19 protein-coding genes are annotated in these 19,407 nt (G+C 47.2%); 5 read left to right on the top strand and 14 right to left on the bottom strand.

Annotated features, from left to right (window positions below):
- Window positions 1-34: 34 nt before the first annotated feature.
- The 4 genes from asd to leuC form a co-directional block, all read right to left on the bottom strand.
- Window positions 35-1,150, bottom strand: a complete 1,116-nt coding sequence (asd, locus tag ACJJI5_RS17310; protein WP_445354744.1) for an aspartate-semialdehyde dehydrogenase — start codon at window positions 1,148-1,150, stop codon at window positions 35-37.
- Between the two features lie 69 nt (window positions 1,151-1,219).
- Entirely contained in the window at window positions 1,220-2,278 is a 1,059-nt protein-coding gene (gene leuB / locus ACJJI5_RS17315; RefSeq protein WP_444928216.1) for a 3-isopropylmalate dehydrogenase, read from the bottom strand.
- A gap of 30 nt (window positions 2,279-2,308) precedes the next feature.
- A complete protein-coding gene (gene leuD / locus ACJJI5_RS17320; RefSeq protein WP_108732431.1) occupies window positions 2,309-2,956 on the bottom strand; it encodes a 3-isopropylmalate dehydratase small subunit in 648 nt (215 codons plus the stop codon).
- A complete protein-coding gene (leuC, locus tag ACJJI5_RS17325) occupies window positions 2,956-4,404 on the bottom strand; it encodes a 3-isopropylmalate dehydratase large subunit (protein WP_444916529.1) in 1,449 nt (482 codons plus the stop codon). The genes leuD and leuC overlap by 1 nt, the downstream gene beginning before the upstream one ends.
- 197 nt (window positions 4,405-4,601) lie before the next feature.
- On the opposite strand from leuC, the gene ACJJI5_RS17330 reads away from it, so the two are divergent.
- The 3 genes from ACJJI5_RS17330 (at window position 4,602) to ACJJI5_RS17340 (ending at window position 7,557) form a co-directional block, all read left to right on the top strand.
- Window positions 4,602-5,474 carry a LysR family transcriptional regulator gene (locus ACJJI5_RS17330; RefSeq protein ID WP_445354745.1) on the top strand — a complete coding sequence of 291 codons (873 nt, stop codon included), beginning with the start codon at window positions 4,602-4,604 and terminating at the stop codon, window positions 5,472-5,474.
- 162 nt (window positions 5,475-5,636) lie between these two features.
- The gene (locus ACJJI5_RS17335) at window positions 5,637-6,374 is read left to right on the top strand and encodes a TIGR04219 family outer membrane beta-barrel protein (protein ID WP_445354746.1); all 738 of its coding nucleotides are present in this window, start codon (window positions 5,637-5,639) and stop codon (window positions 6,372-6,374) included.
- A 130-nt stretch (window positions 6,375-6,504) separates the two neighbouring features.
- A complete protein-coding gene (locus tag ACJJI5_RS17340) occupies window positions 6,505-7,557 on the top strand; it encodes an NAD(P)H-dependent flavin oxidoreductase (RefSeq protein WP_445354747.1) in 1,053 nt (350 codons plus the stop codon).
- 39 nt (window positions 7,558-7,596) lie between these two features.
- Here ACJJI5_RS17340 and ACJJI5_RS17345 read toward each other — a convergent pair whose 3' ends face one another.
- Together ACJJI5_RS17345 and pcaB are read right to left on the bottom strand one after the other, a co-directional pair.
- The gene (locus ACJJI5_RS17345) at window positions 7,597-8,337 is read right to left on the bottom strand and encodes a carbon-nitrogen hydrolase family protein (protein ID WP_445354748.1); all 741 of its coding nucleotides are present in this window, start codon (window positions 8,335-8,337) and stop codon (window positions 7,597-7,599) included.
- Between the two features lie 320 nt (window positions 8,338-8,657).
- Window positions 8,658-10,007, bottom strand: coding sequence for a 3-carboxy-cis,cis-muconate cycloisomerase (gene pcaB / locus ACJJI5_RS17350; protein ID WP_445354749.1), 1,350 nt, complete (start codon window positions 10,005-10,007; stop codon window positions 8,658-8,660).
- Between the two features lie 676 nt (window positions 10,008-10,683).
- On the opposite strand from pcaB, the gene ACJJI5_RS17355 reads away from it, so the two are divergent.
- Together ACJJI5_RS17355 and ACJJI5_RS17360 are read left to right on the top strand one after the other, a co-directional pair.
- Complete coding sequence (locus ACJJI5_RS17355) at window positions 10,684-11,454, top strand: class I SAM-dependent methyltransferase (RefSeq protein ID WP_445354750.1); 771 nt, start codon at window positions 10,684-10,686, stop codon at window positions 11,452-11,454.
- Window positions 11,447-12,382, top strand: a complete 936-nt coding sequence (locus ACJJI5_RS17360) for a TauD/TfdA family dioxygenase (RefSeq protein WP_445354751.1) — start codon at window positions 11,447-11,449, stop codon at window positions 12,380-12,382. The genes ACJJI5_RS17355 and ACJJI5_RS17360 overlap by 8 nt, the downstream gene beginning before the upstream one ends.
- A 389-nt stretch (window positions 12,383-12,771) precedes the next feature.
- On the opposite strand, the gene ACJJI5_RS17365 is transcribed toward ACJJI5_RS17360, so the two are convergent.
- The 8 genes from ACJJI5_RS17365 to ACJJI5_RS17400 all read right to left on the bottom strand — a co-directional run bounded on the left by ACJJI5_RS17365 (window position 12,772) and on the right by ACJJI5_RS17400 (window position 18,905).
- A complete protein-coding gene (locus ACJJI5_RS17365; protein WP_444898083.1) occupies window positions 12,772-13,119 on the bottom strand; it encodes a hypothetical protein in 348 nt (115 codons plus the stop codon).
- Window positions 13,120-13,385: 266 nt separating this feature from the next.
- A complete protein-coding gene (locus ACJJI5_RS17370) occupies window positions 13,386-13,880 on the bottom strand; it encodes a DoxX family protein (protein WP_445354752.1) in 495 nt (164 codons plus the stop codon).
- 1,506 nt (window positions 13,881-15,386) lie between these two features.
- Window positions 15,387-15,902, bottom strand: coding sequence for a ClbS/DfsB family four-helix bundle protein (locus ACJJI5_RS17375; RefSeq protein WP_445354753.1), 516 nt, complete (start codon window positions 15,900-15,902; stop codon window positions 15,387-15,389).
- A 120-nt stretch (window positions 15,903-16,022) separates the two neighbouring features.
- Window positions 16,023-16,271: a hypothetical protein gene (locus tag ACJJI5_RS17380; RefSeq protein ID WP_445354754.1), complete on the bottom strand. Its 249-nt coding sequence runs from the start codon at window positions 16,269-16,271 to the stop codon at window positions 16,023-16,025.
- 527 nt (window positions 16,272-16,798) lie between these two features.
- Window positions 16,799-17,143 (bottom strand): lipocalin-like domain-containing protein, encoded by a 345-nt coding sequence (locus ACJJI5_RS17385; protein WP_445354755.1) that lies wholly within the window; start codon window positions 17,141-17,143, stop codon window positions 16,799-16,801.
- Window positions 17,144-17,204: 61 nt separating this feature from the next.
- Complete coding sequence (locus ACJJI5_RS17390; RefSeq protein ID WP_445354756.1) at window positions 17,205-17,555, bottom strand: hypothetical protein; 351 nt, start codon at window positions 17,553-17,555, stop codon at window positions 17,205-17,207.
- A gap of 264 nt (window positions 17,556-17,819) precedes the next feature.
- Window positions 17,820-18,242 carry a hypothetical protein gene (locus ACJJI5_RS17395; RefSeq protein ID WP_445354757.1) on the bottom strand — a complete coding sequence of 141 codons (423 nt, stop codon included), beginning with the start codon at window positions 18,240-18,242 and terminating at the stop codon, window positions 17,820-17,822.
- A 126-nt stretch (window positions 18,243-18,368) separates the two neighbouring features.
- Complete coding sequence (locus ACJJI5_RS17400; protein ID WP_445354758.1) at window positions 18,369-18,905, bottom strand: hypothetical protein; 537 nt, start codon at window positions 18,903-18,905, stop codon at window positions 18,369-18,371.
- Window positions 18,906-19,407: the final 502 nt, after the last annotated feature.

Consider the following 19,407-nt stretch of genomic DNA (forward strand, 5'->3'; position numbering starts at 1 on the left):
CTCTTAGTAGAGGACTTACTCAGGTTCGTACCAGTTACAGTTTGCCGAGTAAAATCAGCAGGATTCTGCGCAGGGGTTCTGCGGCGCCCCAAAGCAGCTGATCCCCTACAGTAAAGGCGTTTAAGTACTCTGGACCAACGCTCAATTTACGCAGTCGACCAACAGGAATATCCAACTTTCCGGTAACTGCTGTTGGCGTCAGGTTCTGCACCGTAGCCTCACGCTCATTGGGCACCACATTTACCCAGTCGTTGGCACCATTTAACAATTGTTCAATGTCGGCAAGTGGCAAATCTTTTTTCAATTTTATGGTGAAAGCCTGGCTGTGGCAGCGCATGGCACCGATACGTACGCAAGTGCCGTCCACAGGAATCGGGGTTTCGGTCTGTAAAATCTTGTTTGCTTCAACTTGCGCCTTCCACTCTTCGCGGCTCTGGCCATTCTCCAATTGAGTATCGATCCAGGGCAACAAACTGCCTGCCAGTGGCGCGCCAAATTCTGCCGTGGGGAATTCTGCTGAGCGCATATCTGCTGCTACTTTGCGATCAATCTCCAGAATGGCGCTGGCGGGGTCGGCCAGCTCTGTTGCCACACCATCGCGCAGCGCACCCATCTGCGCAATCAACTCGCGCATATTGCGCGCACCGGCACCGCTGGCCGCCTGGTAAGTCATGGCGGTAACCCACTCGACCATACCCGCCTTAAACAGCCCACCCAGAGCCATCAACATCAGGCTCACGGTGCAGTTGCCACCGATAAAGTTTTTCTGTCCGGCATCAATCGCGCGATCAATCACATCGCGATTAACCGGGTCCAGCACAATCACAGCATCGTCCTGCATGCGTAAGCTGGAAGCCGCATCAATCCAGTAACCCTGCCAACCGGCCTCGCGCAAGCGAGTAAAAACTTCCTTGGTGTAATCGCCACCCTGACAGCTGACAATCGCTTCCAGCTGGATCAGTGCATCAATATCGTAAGCATCGCCCAGTGGCGGCAGGGGCCTGCCGATGTCCGGCGCCGTGCCTCCGGCGTTGGAAGTTGAGAAAAAAACCGGTTCGGCGATATGGGCAAAGTCATCCTCTGCTCGCATGCGCTCCAGTAATACCGAGCCGACCATGCCGCGCCAGCCGATAAAACCTATTTTTTGCATTGCGGTGTCCTGTATGTGAGGTGGTCAAAGTGCGCCGCCGGGAAAGCGGCGCGATAGTGGAATCGAAACTTAAAGTGCGGCTACAACGGCAGCACCCATCTCTGCGGTAGAGACTTTCTGGCAGCCGTCGGTATAAATATCAGCAGTGCGCAACCCCTGCTCCAACACCTTGCTCACTGCTGTTTCAATCGCATCTGCGGCCTCGTTCATATCGAGGGAATAACGCAACATCATGGCAGCAGACAAAATAGTCGCCAGCGGGTTGGCGATACCCTGGCCAGCAATATCCGGAGCGGAGCCATGGCACGGCTCGTAAAGACCAAAACCGCTTTCGTTCAAGGAGGCGGAGGGCAACATACCAATGGAACCGGTAAGCATGGCGGCAGCATCGGAGAGGATATCGCCGAACATATTGCCGGTTACCATCACATCAAACTGCTTGGGCGCCCGCACCAACTGCATCGCCGCGTTGTCCACGTACATATGGGACAGCTCTACATCGGGGTATTCCGGAGCCAGACGATCCAACACCTCGCGCCAGAGCACTGTTACTTCCAGTACATTGGCTTTGTCTACAGAACAGAGTTTGCCATTGCGCTTTTGTGCCGCCTCAAAGGCAGAGCGGGCAATGCGTTCAATTTCTGATTCGCTGTACACGTAGGTGTTAAAGCCTTGGCGCTCACCATTTTCCAGTGTCTTGATACCGCGCGGCTCACCAAAGTAAATGCCGCCGGTCAATTCGCGCACAATCAGAATATCCAAGCCGGCGACCACTTCAGGCTTTAGCGAAGAGGCATCGGCCAGTTGCGGGTAGAGAATTGCCGGGCGCAGATTCGCGTAGAGGCCCAGGCCGCTGCGAATTTTTAACAGGCCTTTTTCCGGGCGAATTTCCCGCTCCAGGGTATCCCACTGGGGGCCACCTACCGCACCGAGCAGCACCGCATCGCAGTCACCCGCCGCCTTCAGAGTTTCGTCGGTCAGAGGCTCACCGTGGGCATCGATAGACGAGCCACCAATCAGGCCCTGCTCAAAACTGAGCCCCAGATTGAATTTTCCCGATGCAACTTCCAGCACCGCCATGGCTTGTTCAACAATTTCCGGACCAATGCCGTCACCCGGCAGAATCATTACTTTTTTCGTCACAGGAATTTCCTTTAATTACTGAACCGCATCAAAAAGCCAGGGGGCTTTCTCTCGGCGCGCCTGCTCATAAGCGCGAATATCGTCGGCGTGCTCCAGGGTCAGACCGATATGATCGAGACCATTTAGCAAACAGTGCTTGTAGAAGGCATCCACTTCAAATGGAATCAGCTCGCCACAGGGCTTGCGCACATGCTGCTGTTCCAGGTCGATGGTGAGCGCATAGCCCTCCTGCCCGTGTGTTTCCTCAAACAACTGATGCACGACATCTTCCGCCAGGACAATCGGCAAAAGACCATTTTTAAAACAGTTATTGAAAAAGATATCGGCAAAGCTGGGCGCGATAATTGCGCGGAAGCCGTGATCTTCCAGTGCCCAGGGCGCATGCTCACGGCTGGAACCGCAGCCAAAATTCTCCCGTGCAATCAGCACTGAACCACCCTGGTAACGGGGGAAATTAAGGGGAAAGTCCGGATTGAGCGGACGGCCGGAACAGTCCTGCCCGGGAACCCCCTCATCCAGATAGCGCAACTCATCAAACAGGTTCGGGCCAAAGCCAGAGCGCTTAATGGATTTCAAAAACTGCTTGGGGATGATCAGGTCGGTATCCACATTGGCCCGATCCATCGGTACCACGAGACCTTCGTGCTGGGTAAACGCTTTCATCAGACCATCTCCTCTTCCAGCTGTACCGGTGCCATCTCCCGCACATCGACAAAGTGGCCGGCAATTGCAGCCGCTGCCGCCATACTGGGACTCACCAGATGCGTGCGACCACCGTAACCCTGGCGCCCTTCAAAGTTGCGGTTGGAGGTGGAAGCACAGTGCTCTCCCGCCCCCAGCTTGTCCGCATTCATCGCCAGACACATGGAGCAGGACGGTTCGCGCCACTCAAAACCGGCTTCAACAAAAATCTCGTGCAACCCCTCGCGCTCAGCCTGGGCTTTTACCGCCTGGGAGCCCGGAACAATCAGCACCTGCTTGACGCTATCCGCCTTGTAACGACCCTTGGCAACTTCTGCTGCTGCGCGAAGATCTTCAATCCGGGAGTTGGTGCAGGAGCCGATAAATACGCGATCCAGTTTGATATCGCTGATATTCTGCCCGGCGTTCAACCCCATATATTCCAGCGCTCGCTCCATGCCCGTACGCTTGGTGGCATCGCTCTCGTCACTGGGGGTAGGCACCTGGGCGCTGATCGGCGCCACCATCTCAGGGGAAGTGCCCCAGCTGACCTGCGGCTCAATATCCTCACCGACCAATACCACGACTTCGTCGAATACCGCATCGTCATCGGAGTGCAAGTGGCTCCAGGCCTCAACTGCCCGATCCCACATTTCGTCTTTCGGCGCGTAGGGCTTGCCTTTCACGTAATCGAGAGTGATCTGGTCTACCGCCACCATCCCCGCGCGAGCACCGCCTTCAATGGCCATATTGCACACGGTCATACGGCCTTCCATGGACATATTGCGCATCACTTCGCCACCGAATTCAATCGCGTAACCGGTACCGCCAGCAGTGCCAATTTTGCCAATGATCGCCAGCACCACATCTTTTGCAGTGACACCTGGGCGCAGCTGGCCGTCGACGCGAACCAGCATATTCTTCATTTTCTTCTGGGTAAGGCACTGGGTAGCCATCACATGCTCCACCTCAGAAGTGCCAATACCGTGGGCCAAGGCGCCGAGCGCCCCGTGGGTGGAGGTATGTGAGTCGCCACAAACCACCGTCATACCCGGCAGTGTCGCACCTGTTTCCGGGCCGATCACATGCACAATACCCTGTCCCGGCTCATTGATGCCGAACTGGACTACATCAAAGTCACGGCAGTTTTCATCCAGGGTCTGTACCTGGATTCGGGAGATATCATCGCGAATACCACTGACGCCAGCGGCGCGCTCGGCCGCCTCGGAAGGCACATTGTGGTCGGGAGTGGCGACTAGCGAATCCTTGCGCCAAGGTTTGCGACCAGCCAGACGCAGGCCTTCAAACGCCTGGGGGGAGGTCACCTCGTGAATCAGGTGGCGGTCGATATAGATAAGTGAGGAGCCATCATCACAGTTCTTGATCAGGTGGTCCTGCCAGAGTTTGTCGTAGAGTGTTTGCCCTGCCACAGCCATTCCTCTCAGTAGTTAAGAGCCTGAGTCTACCCAGCCCCACCAAATAACACCAATTTATATTTATTATCTAAAGCATTCCTAAATGGAATTCGAAAGCCAAACTGGGGTAATATCCATCTTCTGGCGTCTCTGCCATTTATCCAGCGGCTCAATTTGAGCCTTTATCGACAAACCGCTTCAGGGGAAACAGCTTGGAACTACAGTGGCTGCGGGCATTTCTGGCAATCGCCGAACAGGGTTCGGTATCTGAAGGCGCCGAGCTGCTGCACCTGACCCAGCCCGCGATGAGTAAGCGCCTGGCGGCCCTGGAGCAGCAACTGGGCTCCCCTCTATTCGATCGTATTGGGAGGCGATTGCAGCTCACCGATGCCGGTCGCGCCCTACTGCCCCGTGCCCGCCATATACTTAATGAAATCAGCGACACCGAGCGGGAGTTGCGCGCTTTGAGCAACTCGGTCAGCGGCAGCTTGCGTATCGCCACCAGCCATCACGTGGGTCTACATCATCTACCTCCAGTGCTGAAAGAGTTCAGTTTCCGCTACCCACAGGTTGCCTTGGACATCGATTTTGTCGACTCGGAACAAGCTTACGAAGCCCTGATGGCCGCCAAATATGAATTGGCCGTGGTCACCCTGGCACTTAAGGAGTATCCGCACCTGAATGCCGAAGTGATCTGGCCCGACCCCTGTGTTGTGGTGGCGGCCCCGGATCATCCCCTGGCAAAATTGCCGGAACTGGAACTCACCGACCTCGCCAACTATCCCGCCATACTGCCGGATATGAATACCTATACCGGGCGCCTGATCAAAAGAGAGTTTGATGCCCAGGGGTTAAAACTCACCGCGAAGCTGGCAACCAACTATCTGGAAACCATTAAGATGATGGCCTGTGTCGGTCTCGGCTGGAGTGTTCTGCCCCACACACTGGTGGACAGCAGCCTGGCAGTGCTGCCAGTCAAAAAGCTGCAAGTACTGCGAAACCTTGGCGTAATCAGTCACCGGGGCCGAACACTGAGCAATCCCGCCTGCGCGCTACAACAGATGTTGTTCGAAGCAGCTATTTAGTGAGGCAGGAAAAAAGCGACCAATTTACTAACAGGCAATACCCAAACGCACCATTTTTACCAGTGCAAAACGTTAAAGATTTGTAAAAATGTGCAACTTAGCCACGGCACGGGAAAAATATATCTGTAAACTCCGCGACAAATTCATCACGGAGTGAAGTCAATGAAGAAATCCGCACTTGCCTTGAGTACCCTCCTCGCCTGCGGCACCGCAAGCGCAGATACTATCCTCGGCCTTGATGCTACTGCCGGCGCATGGCTGCCAGGCTATAGCGGTAATATCGGTACCGACGAATACAAGCTGGATAACCTGTCCCTCTCGGAAGATAACATTACCTTCCTGCAGGTTGCCCTGGAACACCCCATTCCCCTGGTGCCCAATGTGCTTCTGGCCCACAGCAATATCGATTCCGACGGTGACGATACCCTGGCCACCTCCGTTACTTTTGATGATGAAACCTTCACTGCCAATTCAGAAATCCGCACAGATCTGAACCTCACCCATACCGACGCCACCCTTTACTACGAAATTTTGGACAACTGGGTAAACCTGGATGTCGGTTTAACTGCGCGTATGTATGACGGTGAATTTACCGCAGTGAGCGATACCCAAGCAGAGACTGTCGACCTCACTGGCTACCTGCCAATGGCCTATGGCATGGCGCGCTTTGATCTTCCATTTACCGGCTGGTCTGTAATTGCCCAAGGCAATGCAACGGCCTACCGTGGCGATACCCATACCGACCTGACAGCTAAAGTGCGCTGGGATTTTGTACCGGCTGTCGACTTTGCTATCGAAGCTGGTTACCGCGTAATGACCCTCGATCTGGAAGAGCTCGACGACTTGCAGAGCGATATTGAAATCAAAGGCCCATACATCGGTTTCAACCTGCACCTGTAAGCAATCCACCTAGGATTGCTGTTCGCGCTCCCCAAAAACTTTTGCAGCAGTAACGCCTGCGAGGTATAGCTACCTCGCACAATCTGCACTAAGGTGGCCCAGAAGGGGAGCGCAACTCACAGGCAGGGCCATGAATCCATTACTCGAAAAACTCGGAATTTCCCATCCCATTTTTGCAGCACCCATGGCCGGGGTATCCACACCCGCTCTCGCCGCCGCTGTATCCAATGCAGGAGGACTCGGCTCACTTGGACTCGGCGCCTGCTCAGTAGAAAAAGCCGTAGATGAAATTCGTTGTACTCACGACCAGACCGAGCACCCCTTTAATGTAAACCTCTTTTGCCACCAGCCCCCGACAAAAGATCCCCAACGGGAACAAGCCTGGCTTTCCCATCTCGCCCCACATTTTGCCGCCTTCGATGCACCGGTTCCCAAGCTGATCAATGAACCCTACTCAACATTTATCGGCAATAAGGCCATGCTGGAAGTTTTGCTCGAGCAAAAGCCACCGGTTGTCAGCTTCCACTTTGGCCTACCGTCAGAAGAGTTTATCACCGCACTAAAAGGTGCAGGGATTATCTTGATGGCCACGGCAACTTCTCCTCAAGAAGCCAAACTGGCTGAGGATGCTGGTATCGATGTTTTAATTGCCCAAGGTATTGAAGCTGGTGGGCATAGGGGGGTCTTCCACCCAGAGGGCGACCAGGAAATTGGAACTCTGGCCTTGGTGCGATTGCTGTGTTGCCACAGTAGCCTACCAATCGTTGCTGCGGGTGGCATTATGGATGGCGCTGGCATTCGCGCTGCACTATCTCTCGGGGCTAGTGCCGTGCAAATGGGAACCGCATTTGTCCTCTGTCCGGAATCTGCGGCCTCCGACAGCTACCGCAGCGCCTTTCAAAGTGAGCGCGCACAGCACACAGAGATCACCGCCAATATTTCCGGGCGCCCCGCTCGCGGTATCAGCAACCAATTCTATAAAGCACTAAGTAAGGGCGCTCCCCCTCTGCCGGATTACCCGATCGCTTATTCCGCAGGCAAAGCCCTGGCTCAAGCAGCTGCAAAAGCGGGCAATGACGAATATGCCGTTCAATGGGCCGGACAAGGAGCCCCTCTCGCACGAGCCCTGCCCGCAGCCGGATTGGTGACAGCTTTAGTAGCAGAGCTGGAAGCGAGTAAATGAAGGGAGCTATTGACCACTACCATTTATAGAGCTACACAATTAAAGAGATACAATCTCCGAACACCACCCTTCATCGTCACGCTCAACGCAAACTAGTTGGCTGGCTGTATCACTCGCGCTGACAATCTCACCTTCGGGGCCCCAAGCTGCACTACAGCCGGCTGTGGAATAACCACCTGTCGGCTGATTAAAGTTCGCAATAGCCACCAATAAATTGTGCTCTAAAGCATAATTTGCCAGCTGTTGACTATCCTCCGGGTATCCCGTCGGAGTAATCAACACCCCTGCCACATAAACTGAAGCCCCCTGCTTTTTATAGGTGGCAACATGACCTGGGTTACACACATCTGCACAAATAGCCAGAGCTACGGTCTCACCTTCGACGTTCAGTGATAGATATTCAGATCCGGGAACGAACCACTTTTCTTCTCCTGGGTGCAAATGTATTTTCAAATAAACAGAAATCTCACCCTGAGGAGAAAATACGAGCGAACCGATCGCAATACCATTCTTCTGACGAATAGGCGCACCCACAACTAGCCAAACACCACTGTCAGCTGCCACCTCCGCTAGAGGGCTTAACTGTGGATCGTCGATCTTAACCGCTAATTGTTCAGCCAAATCCGGCTCATAACCAGTTAAAGAAAGTTCAGGAAACACCACAATAGAGGCCTTTTTCCTTACTGCGACTTTTACAGCATGGATATGTGACTCAATATTGCGTTCTATATTTCCTTTCACTGACGGCAACTGTGCCAATGCCAGTTTGAACCTGCCCATCATCCCCCCCTTCAGATCACCATTTAAATACAACATGAATCGACTAAATCATTGTATATGTTACACCACAAGTAATAAGCATCGATTCTTGAGTGTGTTAATTTTTAAGTTTCTTCCAGCTATAGAATCCCTATCTTTAAATAAACAACCTAAATTTTCTTCAGGTATCTATTTAAAAAAAATAGTTGACTGAAAAAATAAAAACCAGCCAAGATAAAGATTTAAACTCTAATCTTAGAGAGTTTGCATTAAGAGCAGAGGACACAAGAATCAAACCACAGCAGCTAGCACTGACAATTGGGAAAAGGCAGGTTACTGAGTCAGCGCTCTTTTCCAGCAAGCGTTGCATCAACCATCTCCCCGCATGATCCAAGATAGTTATGAGGGTCAAGAAGTTGATCTAACTCCGCATCAGAGAGAGCCCCCGACACCTGTTTATCTTCCTTTAACAAGTCAGAAAAAGGGCGACCCGTCTCCATTGCCTGGCAGCAAATCTGGTAAACCAAATCGTGGGCATTCTCACGCCCCAGTTTCGGTCCCAGTCCCATCATTACAGCCTCAGAGAGCACTAAACCTCCTGTCATTTCCAAGTTTCGCATCATTTTTTCTGGAAATACCTGAAGTCCTTCTAGCGCAAAACGTGCCTGGGATAATATCGATGCGGTTAGGCAGAATATTTCCGGCAGAACAATCCACTCTATTTCCCACGGGCCCGTAGCTCGCTCATGGTCTTCAACCATCGCTTCCAGCAAAGAGGCAACCTGCTGTCTAACCACTGGGACAGTACCGCTGATAAGAACTGCTGATAGAGGATTATGCTTTTGGGGCATTGTACTAGACGCACCCCGGCCAGATATAAGAGGCTCCGCCACCTCCCCGACTTCTGTCTGTGCCATTAGTTTTATATCGAGGGCTATTTTTCCCAAGGTGCCAGTAATCAGCCCCAATAGACAAGCCACTTCGGTAACGCGATCTCTCATCGTATGCCAGGCGATACAAGGGACTCCGAGATCGAGTTCCTGCATAATTCCTTTTTGAACTTCTAGCCCCTGTTGCCCCAGGGAAGAAAGATTACCCGCCGCACCACCAAATTCCCCTACAAACGCCCGAGACTTTAACTCTTTCAAGCGCGCTTGATGGCGATGAATACCAGCCAACCAAACAGCCGCCTTGTAGCCGAACGTTATCGGTACCGCTTGTTGAAGATTGCTGCGCCCAACCATAGGCGTATCCCTGAAACGCTTGGCCAGGCTCGCTAAAGCATCTGCAATCCCATTGACCTCCGTCTCAACAATTTCAAGCGCCGCCCTAATCTGTAAGACGGTTGCCGTATCCGTAATATCTTGAGTAGTAGCCCCCCAATGACACCACTGCCCTAAATCTCGACTACACAGTGCCACTAGCTGCTCTACAACACCCAGCACCGGGTAACCAATCAGCTCCGTTTGCTCCTTGAGCTTTACAAAATCTATCTGCTTGGCATCACAGTGTTGGGTAATGTCCTCTGCAGCCTCTGCAGGGATTATATTTAACCGCGCCTGTACTTTGGCCAGCGCCGCTTCAACATCGAGATAGTACTGCACGCGTTGTTCATCCGAGAAAACTTTACGCATTGCTGATGTACTAAAAATATCGCAAAAAACGACCGAATCAATCGCGGTTGCTCTCATATCAAATCACGCTTAACGAGATGCCTAGACGCCAGAAAAATCAAAAGCACAATAACATCAGACTAGCCAAGGAAAAGATATCCTAAAAAATTAATCTAAGTATCGAGACGCCAAGAATATGGGGAGCTAGAGGCGCCGCTAATCAAACACAGTAATCCAACCGAAGAGAATCGAATACAACAAGATCGAACTTAACTTGCAATTATATTAACCCTTTATCCAAGCAGTACTTTAAAGCGAATTTAATCCATTAAATTCAACCAAAAAAACAAGCCCTATTTGACATATATCAATTTGAGAAACAAAAGCACTGCTAACCTAAGCCGACATGAAAAATATAAATAAAATGTGAGTTATGAGTATTTCACCTCAACTAAAAGCTCTTGACGCTCCACCTCTAGCTTTGCACACTCAACTAAGCAACAAAACCAAACAATGCAAAACTGCTAGCACGCCCACCAAAAAAACAAGTTGTAGAATACAAGAAAACTACCAAATGGACTTCCTGGTAGTGACTAACTTTATATATTTAAAACGCCAGCCTTATCAAAACAGCAACTAAACTTAGACAATTAAAGCCTCAGATAACTAAAACCTCACCAGCTATGTAGTAAACACAAAAAAACTTACCACTGCATAGCATACTTTATCCCAAAAATTGAAGGAGCAGTTCGGGATGAACTTACCACTATCAACTGAAAGCATCTATAACAAACAAGCTCACAGCTGGAATCGCTCGAAGAAAATTCTACTCAGTGACTTCACCGCCCGCCCCAAAGTTTTGGAGGCAATCGGAGATATCTCAGGGAAGAACATACTGGATATGGGCTGCGGTGAAGGCTATGTATCCAGAATGCTGCTCGATAAGGGAGCAGGTTCAATCTTTGGTGTTGACTCTTCTTCAGAGATGATTTCCCAGGCAAAGAAAACGGCTTCTGCTGGAAACTTGACGAAAGCAGAATATGCAGTTGGAAATGCCGTTACATTTAAAGAATTCCCTAGAGATAAATTTGACCATGCTATCGCTGTATTTCTTTTCAACTATCTAACCATAGAAGAAATGACAAAAGTGATAAGCAAGGTCAAGAATCTACTAAATAAAGGGGGAACCTTTATTTTCACAGTGCCGCACCCCTGCCTTCCGTTCATGAGGGAAGAAGCTCCTCCGTTCTACTTTCAGCATGGCAACATGACTTATTTAGATGGCATAGATCAAACATTTGAAGGGAAAATATGGCGCAGAGATGGCAAGCCAGTTTCAGTGCGATGTGTGCATAAAAATTTTTCACACTATTTTGAAGCTCTGGCACAAGCTGGTTTTAAATCCCTACCAACTGTTCAAGAACTCTCAGTGACTCAAGAGCACCTCGACCTAGATCCAGATTTTTTCTCACCACTAGCCGGCTATCCACTACACGTATTATTTAAGGTGCAAGTAAATGACTAACTTAGCCCCAAGTGAAGTAGTTCAAGCTCAAGCCTGGACTGCTAATGATATGACCGCAACTTCCAACTGGAAGTTTCTGTGGCCTTCAAACTGGAAATCTGAAGTCGAGGCTTTGGAGAGCTGGGCCAAACAACAAAACAACCCGATTGAAAATCTGACCCAAGAATCAGTTGCCACACCTGAGTTCGACCAGCTTGCCAACCAGATAAAACATGAAATAGAACATGGTAGTGGTGTGGCATGGATACAGGGCGAGGAATCATTAAGCAAGCCAACGCTTAACCTACTATTTCTAAAGCTTAGCCTGGCAATGGGCAATACTATAGATACTTATGGCCGGCTTTATGGGATTCTCGACACAGGAAAAGACTACACTAGCGAAGCTATTCCTGTATCTCAAACAAATGCACCCACTGGCGTCCATACTGATAGCTCACAACGTACCGTACAACCAAAGATACTTGGATTATGCTGCCTTACTCCAGCAGTTGAGGGTGGAAAATCAAAAATCGTGTCTGCGGCTCAAGTTCATGAAAACTTACGGAAAACTGCTCCACAAAAACTAGAGATCCTGTACAACAATTATATTAGAGACTTAGTTACTCCAGGCAGTGACAAAAACATAAAAAGCATACTTGAGAACTGTTTTCCTATTTTCGAATATTCAAACGAAAAGCTCAGTATTCGTTATATGCGGTACTGGATTGAGAAAGGCCATCAGCGCGTGAACCAGCCTTTATCAAAAGAAGTACTTAAGGCTCTGGATATACTGGATAAGGAATTAAACAGTGCGGAGAATACATTAAGCTTCTACATGAACTCTGGAGATATGGTCTTCGTTGACAACACCAAAGTCCTACATGATCGGGATGGATTTATTGATACTCCGGATCAGAAGCGGGTTTATACCAGAGTATGGATTGATTAGACTCCATCTAATCAATCCATAAACCATATACTATTTAGCAGAACACCATTATTTTGTGAGCTAATAATTTTCGAAATGCTGATTAGCAGCCTAAGAAAAACTGGAGAAGTACTTTAAATACTTCTCCAGTTTTAACGGGTGAAAGACTTCCCCGCAGAAACCCCTATTAACTCCCAATTAAACCTAACGATACCGGATACCCACTAAACACAGGCTAGTCTTTTTATTAACACCTCAAACACCGGACTTATGAAGTTGGAGGCTTTTTTGTGGGCAAAACGAGGCCAGCTTTTCAAAGCTTCATGCTTTAACTTACATGGTTTCACTTGCCTGATTTTGACTCATGTATGCAGCAAAAGATAGGTTGTATGACATGGGGCTATAAGGTATCACAGACGCTGTATTTGAACGTGCTGAATTTTACCACCATATACAACCACATCTTCCAAACCGGAATACTCTACTTTCTCTCCAGCATGTGTTTCACCTGTAAAGTTAAAGTTGAAATGAACTATCCCGGGTTTGGTTTCTGTAACACTGCATACTTCCCACTCAAGCTTTGAAAACATACCATGATGAAGTCTCTGCATAGACATGATGTCATTCACACCTAAGAATAGATCTCCTTTTCCTGACCTGAATGTGGAGCTTTCACAAAATAGCTTTGTGATTTCATCAAAGTTACTTTCGTTTGAGAGTTTGAAATAATACTCTGCTACCTCCAAAGAACTCATCATCTTTTATTCCTCTCGATTACACATATCTGAGTTGTAGCATAGACCTACTCATAAGCGCAACGCTTTACTCATGCCATCACCGGGATAAAGCTGCTTTGGCCTACAGCACAAAGCGAGCAGAACATAGGATTCAGCAGTTTGTTATGCTTTACTCCAAATAATTGAAAAGAAACCCACATGAATATAGGAGTATTGATTCCTAGTGATAAAACACCAAAATATTGAAAACGTTTAAGCTTGGGCAGGCCTTACACACAACACCTCAATCAGCCGACTGCATTAGTGGTCGACTGCTTTAAATTGTTATGACCTTTCACACACAGAAAATATGCCCATGCAATTAGTATGATTTGCAGTGGCGCACGTAATAACAAATAAATAGGCCCCCATTGATGCCCGCCAAGACCAATACCGTTTAATGCCGCATAAATATTTGCAGGAAAGAAAATAACGAAAACTACAATGGCAAGCCATGCAGCATGGAGCTGACATCTTGGCACAAAAAGAGCAATACCTATCAATAGCTCAATCAATCCAGTGAGATAGATTATCGCTAGGCGAAAAGGAACCCAAGACGGTAACATTTCCACCATGCCCTCCGTTTTAACAAAGTGCCCAACGCAGAAGAATATGAAGGTTATTCCCAATCCCCAATAGGCGTACTTTTTAACATTCAGAGGCTTGCCGCTAAACTTTGAATAAATAAAAGAGATACCTAAGGGACTAGACAACAGTAAAAGAATAATTATTGGAGTTATCATAGTTTCCTCATAACGCCAAACTCACACACAGAGACGCATTCGCGCTGGAGCCGGTGACAGCGACTTGTGTGGTTGTTCTTGCCCGATTCTGATATTGAAAGTACTTTTCGCTAACGGGTAAATTGGGAACCATCTTCGGTGGCCACCGAAGACCTTGTTAGTCACAGTTCATTACTGAACCGATTAGTTTATATAGACCATTAAAGAGTACGAACGTGACAGATATCCGCAAGGCACAACTCAGATAGTTATGTGGACCTCAAACCCGAATAGCAAGGTGGAGATAGCTTATCGTATGAAACCTCAATAGATCAATGTCAGAATTGATACCGGCAATAAATAACTCGATATTCATGTGAGATCTACAGGCCAATTCTTTAGTGTCACCAATATAAATTTCATTAAGTCATTAAGGACGCCTCTCAATCTCAAAGAATATTAGCAGAGTCTACAGAAAGACTCGAATTAGAGTTTGTTTGTGCACGGAGAAAGCAGACTCCCCCCTAAATACGACCGTGAAAAATAACACCTACTGAGATGAAAGTATGGCTTAAAAAATTGACGAACAACCATAGTCACTTGCTATGAGAACCTCTCCTTGCGACGTAATCCCAATGAGCGAACTGATTGAGAGTGATTGTTTACAGCTGGGGGATACTCCCTCTGAGCAGCAATATTGGATAGTTATCGCCATATCATAACCCGATGCGGGCATATGAAGTAAAACACTGGGTTGCTCACTGCCGACTTTATAATCCATAGAAGAGCTTGAAATTTCCTTTTTATCAAGCAATAGAAAGGTTTGAACCCGTCCCGCTAAGCAACTTTCGAGTTTGTTAGCAAACTCAAGCTGATATAGAAAAGTATCAACACTTCCAGAATCTATTTTTTCCAACTTAATAGACAGCAAGTCAGCATTTACTCGTGTTACTTAAGTATTTTTAGGTGGGCCAGAGGCCATACATTCGCCACAAAGCGCTAAAAATAAAAATTTTAGAACATGCGTAAACATAGCTCGTTTAGCTCATAATGGCGGATTCAGGCTCGCCAGGAGCGAAGCGCCACTTGTGTATTAAGGGAAGCGCAGCAGCCTTACACTCAAAAGTACGTAGTTTTGGGTATCGACTGGAACCCCTTGTTGTGTAGGGGATTACCATATGAGACTTGTAATTACTATTACTGCTACAATATACAAAACACCATTAATCGCAGTACGAATAGTTAACGGTGGATCAGATTCTCTAGTGCTCAATTTCTTATATAGATAAATACTACTTAAGCTAACAAATACACATATCGTAGCAGTTACATAATCTTGAACGCTAGGCACTGTCTTGTCTGTAAGAATATATGCAAAAAAAAGTAAAATACCTGATATAGGAAGCCCTATAGCTGTATATGCACTTAGCAGTACGCTTTTTGTTTCACTGTTCATTCTTCACCTCGAACAAAACGCTTAAATTAGATACTTCTTAGGTGTCATCTGGGTTTACAGGTTGTATGAATTTACTTGATATTATTCTGCCTCTTAAACCTGCGCACCTTTGTGCGGATATTTTTCATTGGAGATGAAGTATTAAACTGAATCATCCTCCCAAGGGTGTAACTTTTATACCAACTGTGTCCATAAAGTTCATCATTGCTCAATGAATCTACAAGCTTCAGTATTTTTTGTATTGTAAACTGGAATTCTGTCAGCAACTGTTTATAAGACCAATCCTTATAGGATGCATGAAAGTGCTGCGCTAGCTTCCCAAGCTCATTCCAGCTGTAACCTTTTTCTGGAAAATCTACTTCGAGATTATTTGCCCTAAGCTCATGCCATTTTAGGACAAGATTTCCCCAGCCGATCAGATATGAAATAGTATCAGAAACGCTTATTTCTGTGTTTTTTATATTACCTTCAACACCAATCTCCCTCGAAAGCTCCTTGGGGATTTCCAAATAATCAGCAAATAACTTTTTATAAGCATATTCAATCGAGGAAAATAATTCTTCTTTATTTTTCGAAATTGAAGACATAGCTATCAATGGTTACTCGACTACAAAGTTCTTATATAACGTTCACATTTGCGGCGGGTGAAGCGTAGCGTAAGCCATTCGACCGCGATAGCGGCGAATAATATGTGCTTGCTCAGTGATTTAACACCCACCATCACCGCCGCCTCCATCTCCACCACCAAAACCCCCTGAATCACCACCGCCAAAGTAAGCGCCAGAGCCAGATCCCTGAGTTAATCCAAACTTTACAATAAACCACAGCACACTGGAAATTAGGAAGCCAGTGAATACTAACGGGGCAAAAACTGAATTAAGAAAATTTTCGGAAGTAAGATCGATCATATACCAAGATCCGACTAGGCCGAAAAAATTAATTATGAATGATTTCATTTGCCCCTCTTGTACCACTTAACACCTTGCGGAGACCCATAGGGCCGTAGACTCGCTGCCTGTGATTGTTATTTCTGTATACACTCGCCGTCCAGATTGTAGCTTATTTTGAGCTTTACGCCATGAACTGGGGTAGTTACACCTATTAATTCCTTAGGCACTAACTTGTACTTGATAAGAGCTTTTCTAGCTGCCTCATCAAATACGCCTTCAGGATAAGAATCTATGATTTTAACATTTTCAAAAAACCACCAGGCATTACCGTCAGTTCGAACTCTACCCAACCCTCTATGCAATTTTTAAGTGCCTCTAAAGGATAATTTGGCTTTACATAAATTATTGTTGCCGACGCAAATCCGGACACGAGAGAAATAGTGAGAATGAGAGTTATTGGAATGCTCTTCATGTTCTTATTCTCATAGCACTAAGATCAGCGGCGGCTTACTTCGTGAACATTTAACATACATATTGGAGCGCAGCAACGGTATAAAAAGCGCACAAAGTAAAACGTCAGCTACATTGCCTTGTTAAGGCTTTTGCCTGCTAAACGTAAATTTATTGCCATTTTCTACCAGCCCTCTAAAGAAATCCTTATCAATCTCGGCAATATGAGCCTTTACCATATGAGAACCATCCAAGCGAAGAATGAGAGTGTTACCTATTATCTCCCAAGTTCCTTCAAAAGGTAAAACCAAACTGCCTAGCTTTGGATAGTTTGCACACTTAAAAGTGTTGTCATATCGAAACTCACACTCGTCCCAGCCTGAATCACCACCAAATATGCCCCCACTCCTATCCTCCCAAGTGCCTACTAGATCCTGAGCTAGGAAAGTATTGCCGCTTAGTAACAATAGAGTGATGAGCTTATTCATGGAGAACCTTAACGCCTTTAGTATGTGCGGCCGCGTAGCAAACGTCACATGCCTAATTTTATTATCTGCATTTACCTACTGCCTTAATTGAAAAATGTACTGTACCTGCATGACTTGTCTCTTTATATAGGCACAGCTCTGAGCCTATTTTTACTTGGCCAGGAGAGCTTACCCCCACATGAGCCAAGTTGCCGTTAGCTAATTTGACCAAGAGCTTAGGCTCATTTCCAGTTTGGCTGCCATCATAAACCTGAGCATGCGCGACACCTGAAACAAGCTCAGTGCTTTTAGGAAAACCGACATATAGGAAGAGCACTCCAATTCCTAGCGTAACCAAGATTGCGAACAGAATGCCTTTGTGTTCGCAATACCAGAGTTCAACTGTCGCAAATATGGCTCGTTTATCTTTCATAGTCTAGACAATGCTGCCATTGCTTGTTAGCTTTTTTACTGAAAGTCCCCACGAGCTTTTAAAATACCATTTTTCTTCTAAAGAAACAGCTTATCGATATAGTTGCCGTAAACTACTACAGCAGAACTTCCCTCTATTTTGTAGTAAGGCTCAGGGAACTCGATCTTCACTGGCTTGATCTTCATGTTCTTATTATATGAATGGGCATAGTCATAAGTGGCATATGGAAGCCACGCAGAGGCTGGAACGAACATCACCTACTTGTTAGCCTTTGCCACCAAGCTCGAATTTCTGATGCAACTCATAGATTTGCTCCGTAAGGATATTATTACAATTCTGAACCGAAATCCGAGCGCCTGACTTATCTCCGATAACCACATATCTTACCCCGACTTGAAAGTCGTATTTGCACGTACAGGCTGTATCAAGTTTTAGATAGATTTTTTCAATTCTATTTCCATTAAGATCTTCGACCTTATCAAATAGAACTTCAATAGACTCTATTCTTTCTTCATGCCCTTTTTCTTGCGATACGGTAGCCTTTCGATATTGAACCTCTCCACGAAAGGTAAAATTCGACTCTTCTATTCTTTCAGATAATGTTTTCTTCGTATACTCAATCCAGCAGCTTGCCAGCCCACTTGGCGGGCATATCAATAGAGCTAAGACTACTAAGAATTTATTCATGGCTTAGAGGCTAACGCCGCGCTCAGAGGCGGCTTACTTTGGGCGCTTTATGCGCGAAAATAGGAGCAAAGCAACTGCGCATAAAATGCACAAAGTAAGACGTCGCCTTGCAGCGCTTTGTTAGGGCTAACCCCGGGCACTGCCTCTGTGCTTAAGCCAAAACCCAGAATGATGCTGTGCAACCGACAGCCCTAAGCAGAAACGCTCAATGTTCAGCTGTGATTTTGGAAACGTGAATTCACGCACGAACATCGATTGCAAGAGTACTAGTGCCGCCCCTATCTGGGTAGAAGACTCCGGCCCATGCCCGCCATTTATATAGCTGGGAAAAAAGTCCATCATTTCCCTGAAATGAAGGCGAGCCATTGCAACAGCAATTTGTGGGCTAACCATACTACCATTTTTGAAGCGGTTCTTTAGCTCTTCCAGATGCGACTTATTCTCCGAGACAATGAGGCACATACATGCAATTAAGTGCGAACGCCAATTCACATCAAGTAGCAGAGTTTCATAACCTGCATGTTCGGTTTCAAGCTCAGTAGCTAGAGCACTAAAGATAGAAAGATCACTTTCTACTTCAAATGGTTGAAAACTCAAATCAAGGGCCTTCAGGTAGAAGCTACCATCATTACTGAGCTCTTCTAACCTCTTAAATACGTTCATCCACCAATTGCCCTAACGCCCGGTTAATGGGCAAGCGGAGCAACGCGTAGCCTGTCCCAGTGAAAGCTGCGTTTTTCGCAGCTGGAACGAATTGAACCGCTTATTATATTTATGCACTACCAAAGACACGAGCCACACACCGATTACAACCCCAGATTGAAGTCACCAACCCAAGGAAAAATAGAAAGCCAAGAAAAATACAAAGTGACTTTGTAACCATATCTAAAGGTCCTTCGCTTTGGGCTACCCAATATACTCCATAGCCTCCGCCCACTAGGGCAATAAAGCTGAGTATAAAGAGTGTTGGACGTTTCCAGTTTGCTTGAGGCATATCACCCCAAAAGCATAAGAAATTGACAACACTACAAAGATTACAATTTTTTCTCATATGATTTAAATATAACGCCTTTAGCATGGGCGGCCGCTATGGAGCGAAGCGGAATAGTGGACGTCCTGCCCGGCGGCTTTTTGCCGGGCGAGCATACCTAAACTTGTATGGTGT

It is taken from the genome of Microbulbifer maximicatervae (SeqCode) (assembly GCF_052467955.1).

What these genes read in the sequence shown, in the direction of transcription:
- asd (WP_445354744.1), bottom strand. Translation starts at nt 1,150, where the DNA reads ATGCAAAAAATAGGTTTTATCGGCTGGCGCGGCATGGTCGGCTCGGTA.
- leuB (WP_444928216.1), bottom strand. Translation starts at nt 2,278, where the DNA reads ATGATTCTGCCGGGTGACGGCATTGGTCCGGAAATTGTTGAACAAGCC.
- leuD (WP_108732431.1), bottom strand. Translation starts at nt 2,956, where the DNA reads ATGAAAGCGTTTACCCAGCACGAAGGTCTCGTGGTACCGATGGATCGG.
- ACJJI5_RS17335 (WP_445354746.1), top strand. Translation starts at nt 5,637, where the DNA reads ATGAAGAAATCCGCACTTGCCTTGAGTACCCTCCTCGCCTGCGGCACC.
- ACJJI5_RS17340 (WP_445354747.1), top strand. Translation starts at nt 6,505, where the DNA reads ATGAATCCATTACTCGAAAAACTCGGAATTTCCCATCCCATTTTTGCA.
- ACJJI5_RS17345 (WP_445354748.1), bottom strand. Translation starts at nt 8,337, where the DNA reads ATGGGCAGGTTCAAACTGGCATTGGCACAGTTGCCGTCAGTGAAAGGA.
- pcaB (WP_445354749.1), bottom strand. Translation starts at nt 10,007, where the DNA reads ATGAGAGCAACCGCGATTGATTCGGTCGTTTTTTGCGATATTTTTAGT.
- ACJJI5_RS17355 (WP_445354750.1), top strand. Translation starts at nt 10,684, where the DNA reads ATGAACTTACCACTATCAACTGAAAGCATCTATAACAAACAAGCTCAC.
- ACJJI5_RS17360 (WP_445354751.1), top strand. Translation starts at nt 11,447, where the DNA reads ATGACTAACTTAGCCCCAAGTGAAGTAGTTCAAGCTCAAGCCTGGACT.
- ACJJI5_RS17365 (WP_444898083.1), bottom strand. Translation starts at nt 13,119, where the DNA reads ATGATGAGTTCTTTGGAGGTAGCAGAGTATTATTTCAAACTCTCAAAC.
- ACJJI5_RS17370 (WP_445354752.1), bottom strand. Translation starts at nt 13,880, where the DNA reads ATGATAACTCCAATAATTATTCTTTTACTGTTGTCTAGTCCCTTAGGT.
- ACJJI5_RS17375 (WP_445354753.1), bottom strand. Translation starts at nt 15,902, where the DNA reads ATGTCTTCAATTTCGAAAAATAAAGAAGAATTATTTTCCTCGATTGAA.
- ACJJI5_RS17380 (WP_445354754.1), bottom strand. Translation starts at nt 16,271, where the DNA reads ATGAAATCATTCATAATTAATTTTTTCGGCCTAGTCGGATCTTGGTAT.
- ACJJI5_RS17385 (WP_445354755.1), bottom strand. Translation starts at nt 17,143, where the DNA reads ATGAATAAGCTCATCACTCTATTGTTACTAAGCGGCAATACTTTCCTA.
- ACJJI5_RS17390 (WP_445354756.1), bottom strand. Translation starts at nt 17,555, where the DNA reads ATGAAAGATAAACGAGCCATATTTGCGACAGTTGAACTCTGGTATTGC.
- ACJJI5_RS17395 (WP_445354757.1), bottom strand. Translation starts at nt 18,242, where the DNA reads ATGAATAAATTCTTAGTAGTCTTAGCTCTATTGATATGCCCGCCAAGT.
- ACJJI5_RS17400 (WP_445354758.1), bottom strand. Translation starts at nt 18,905, where the DNA reads ATGAACGTATTTAAGAGGTTAGAAGAGCTCAGTAATGATGGTAGCTTC.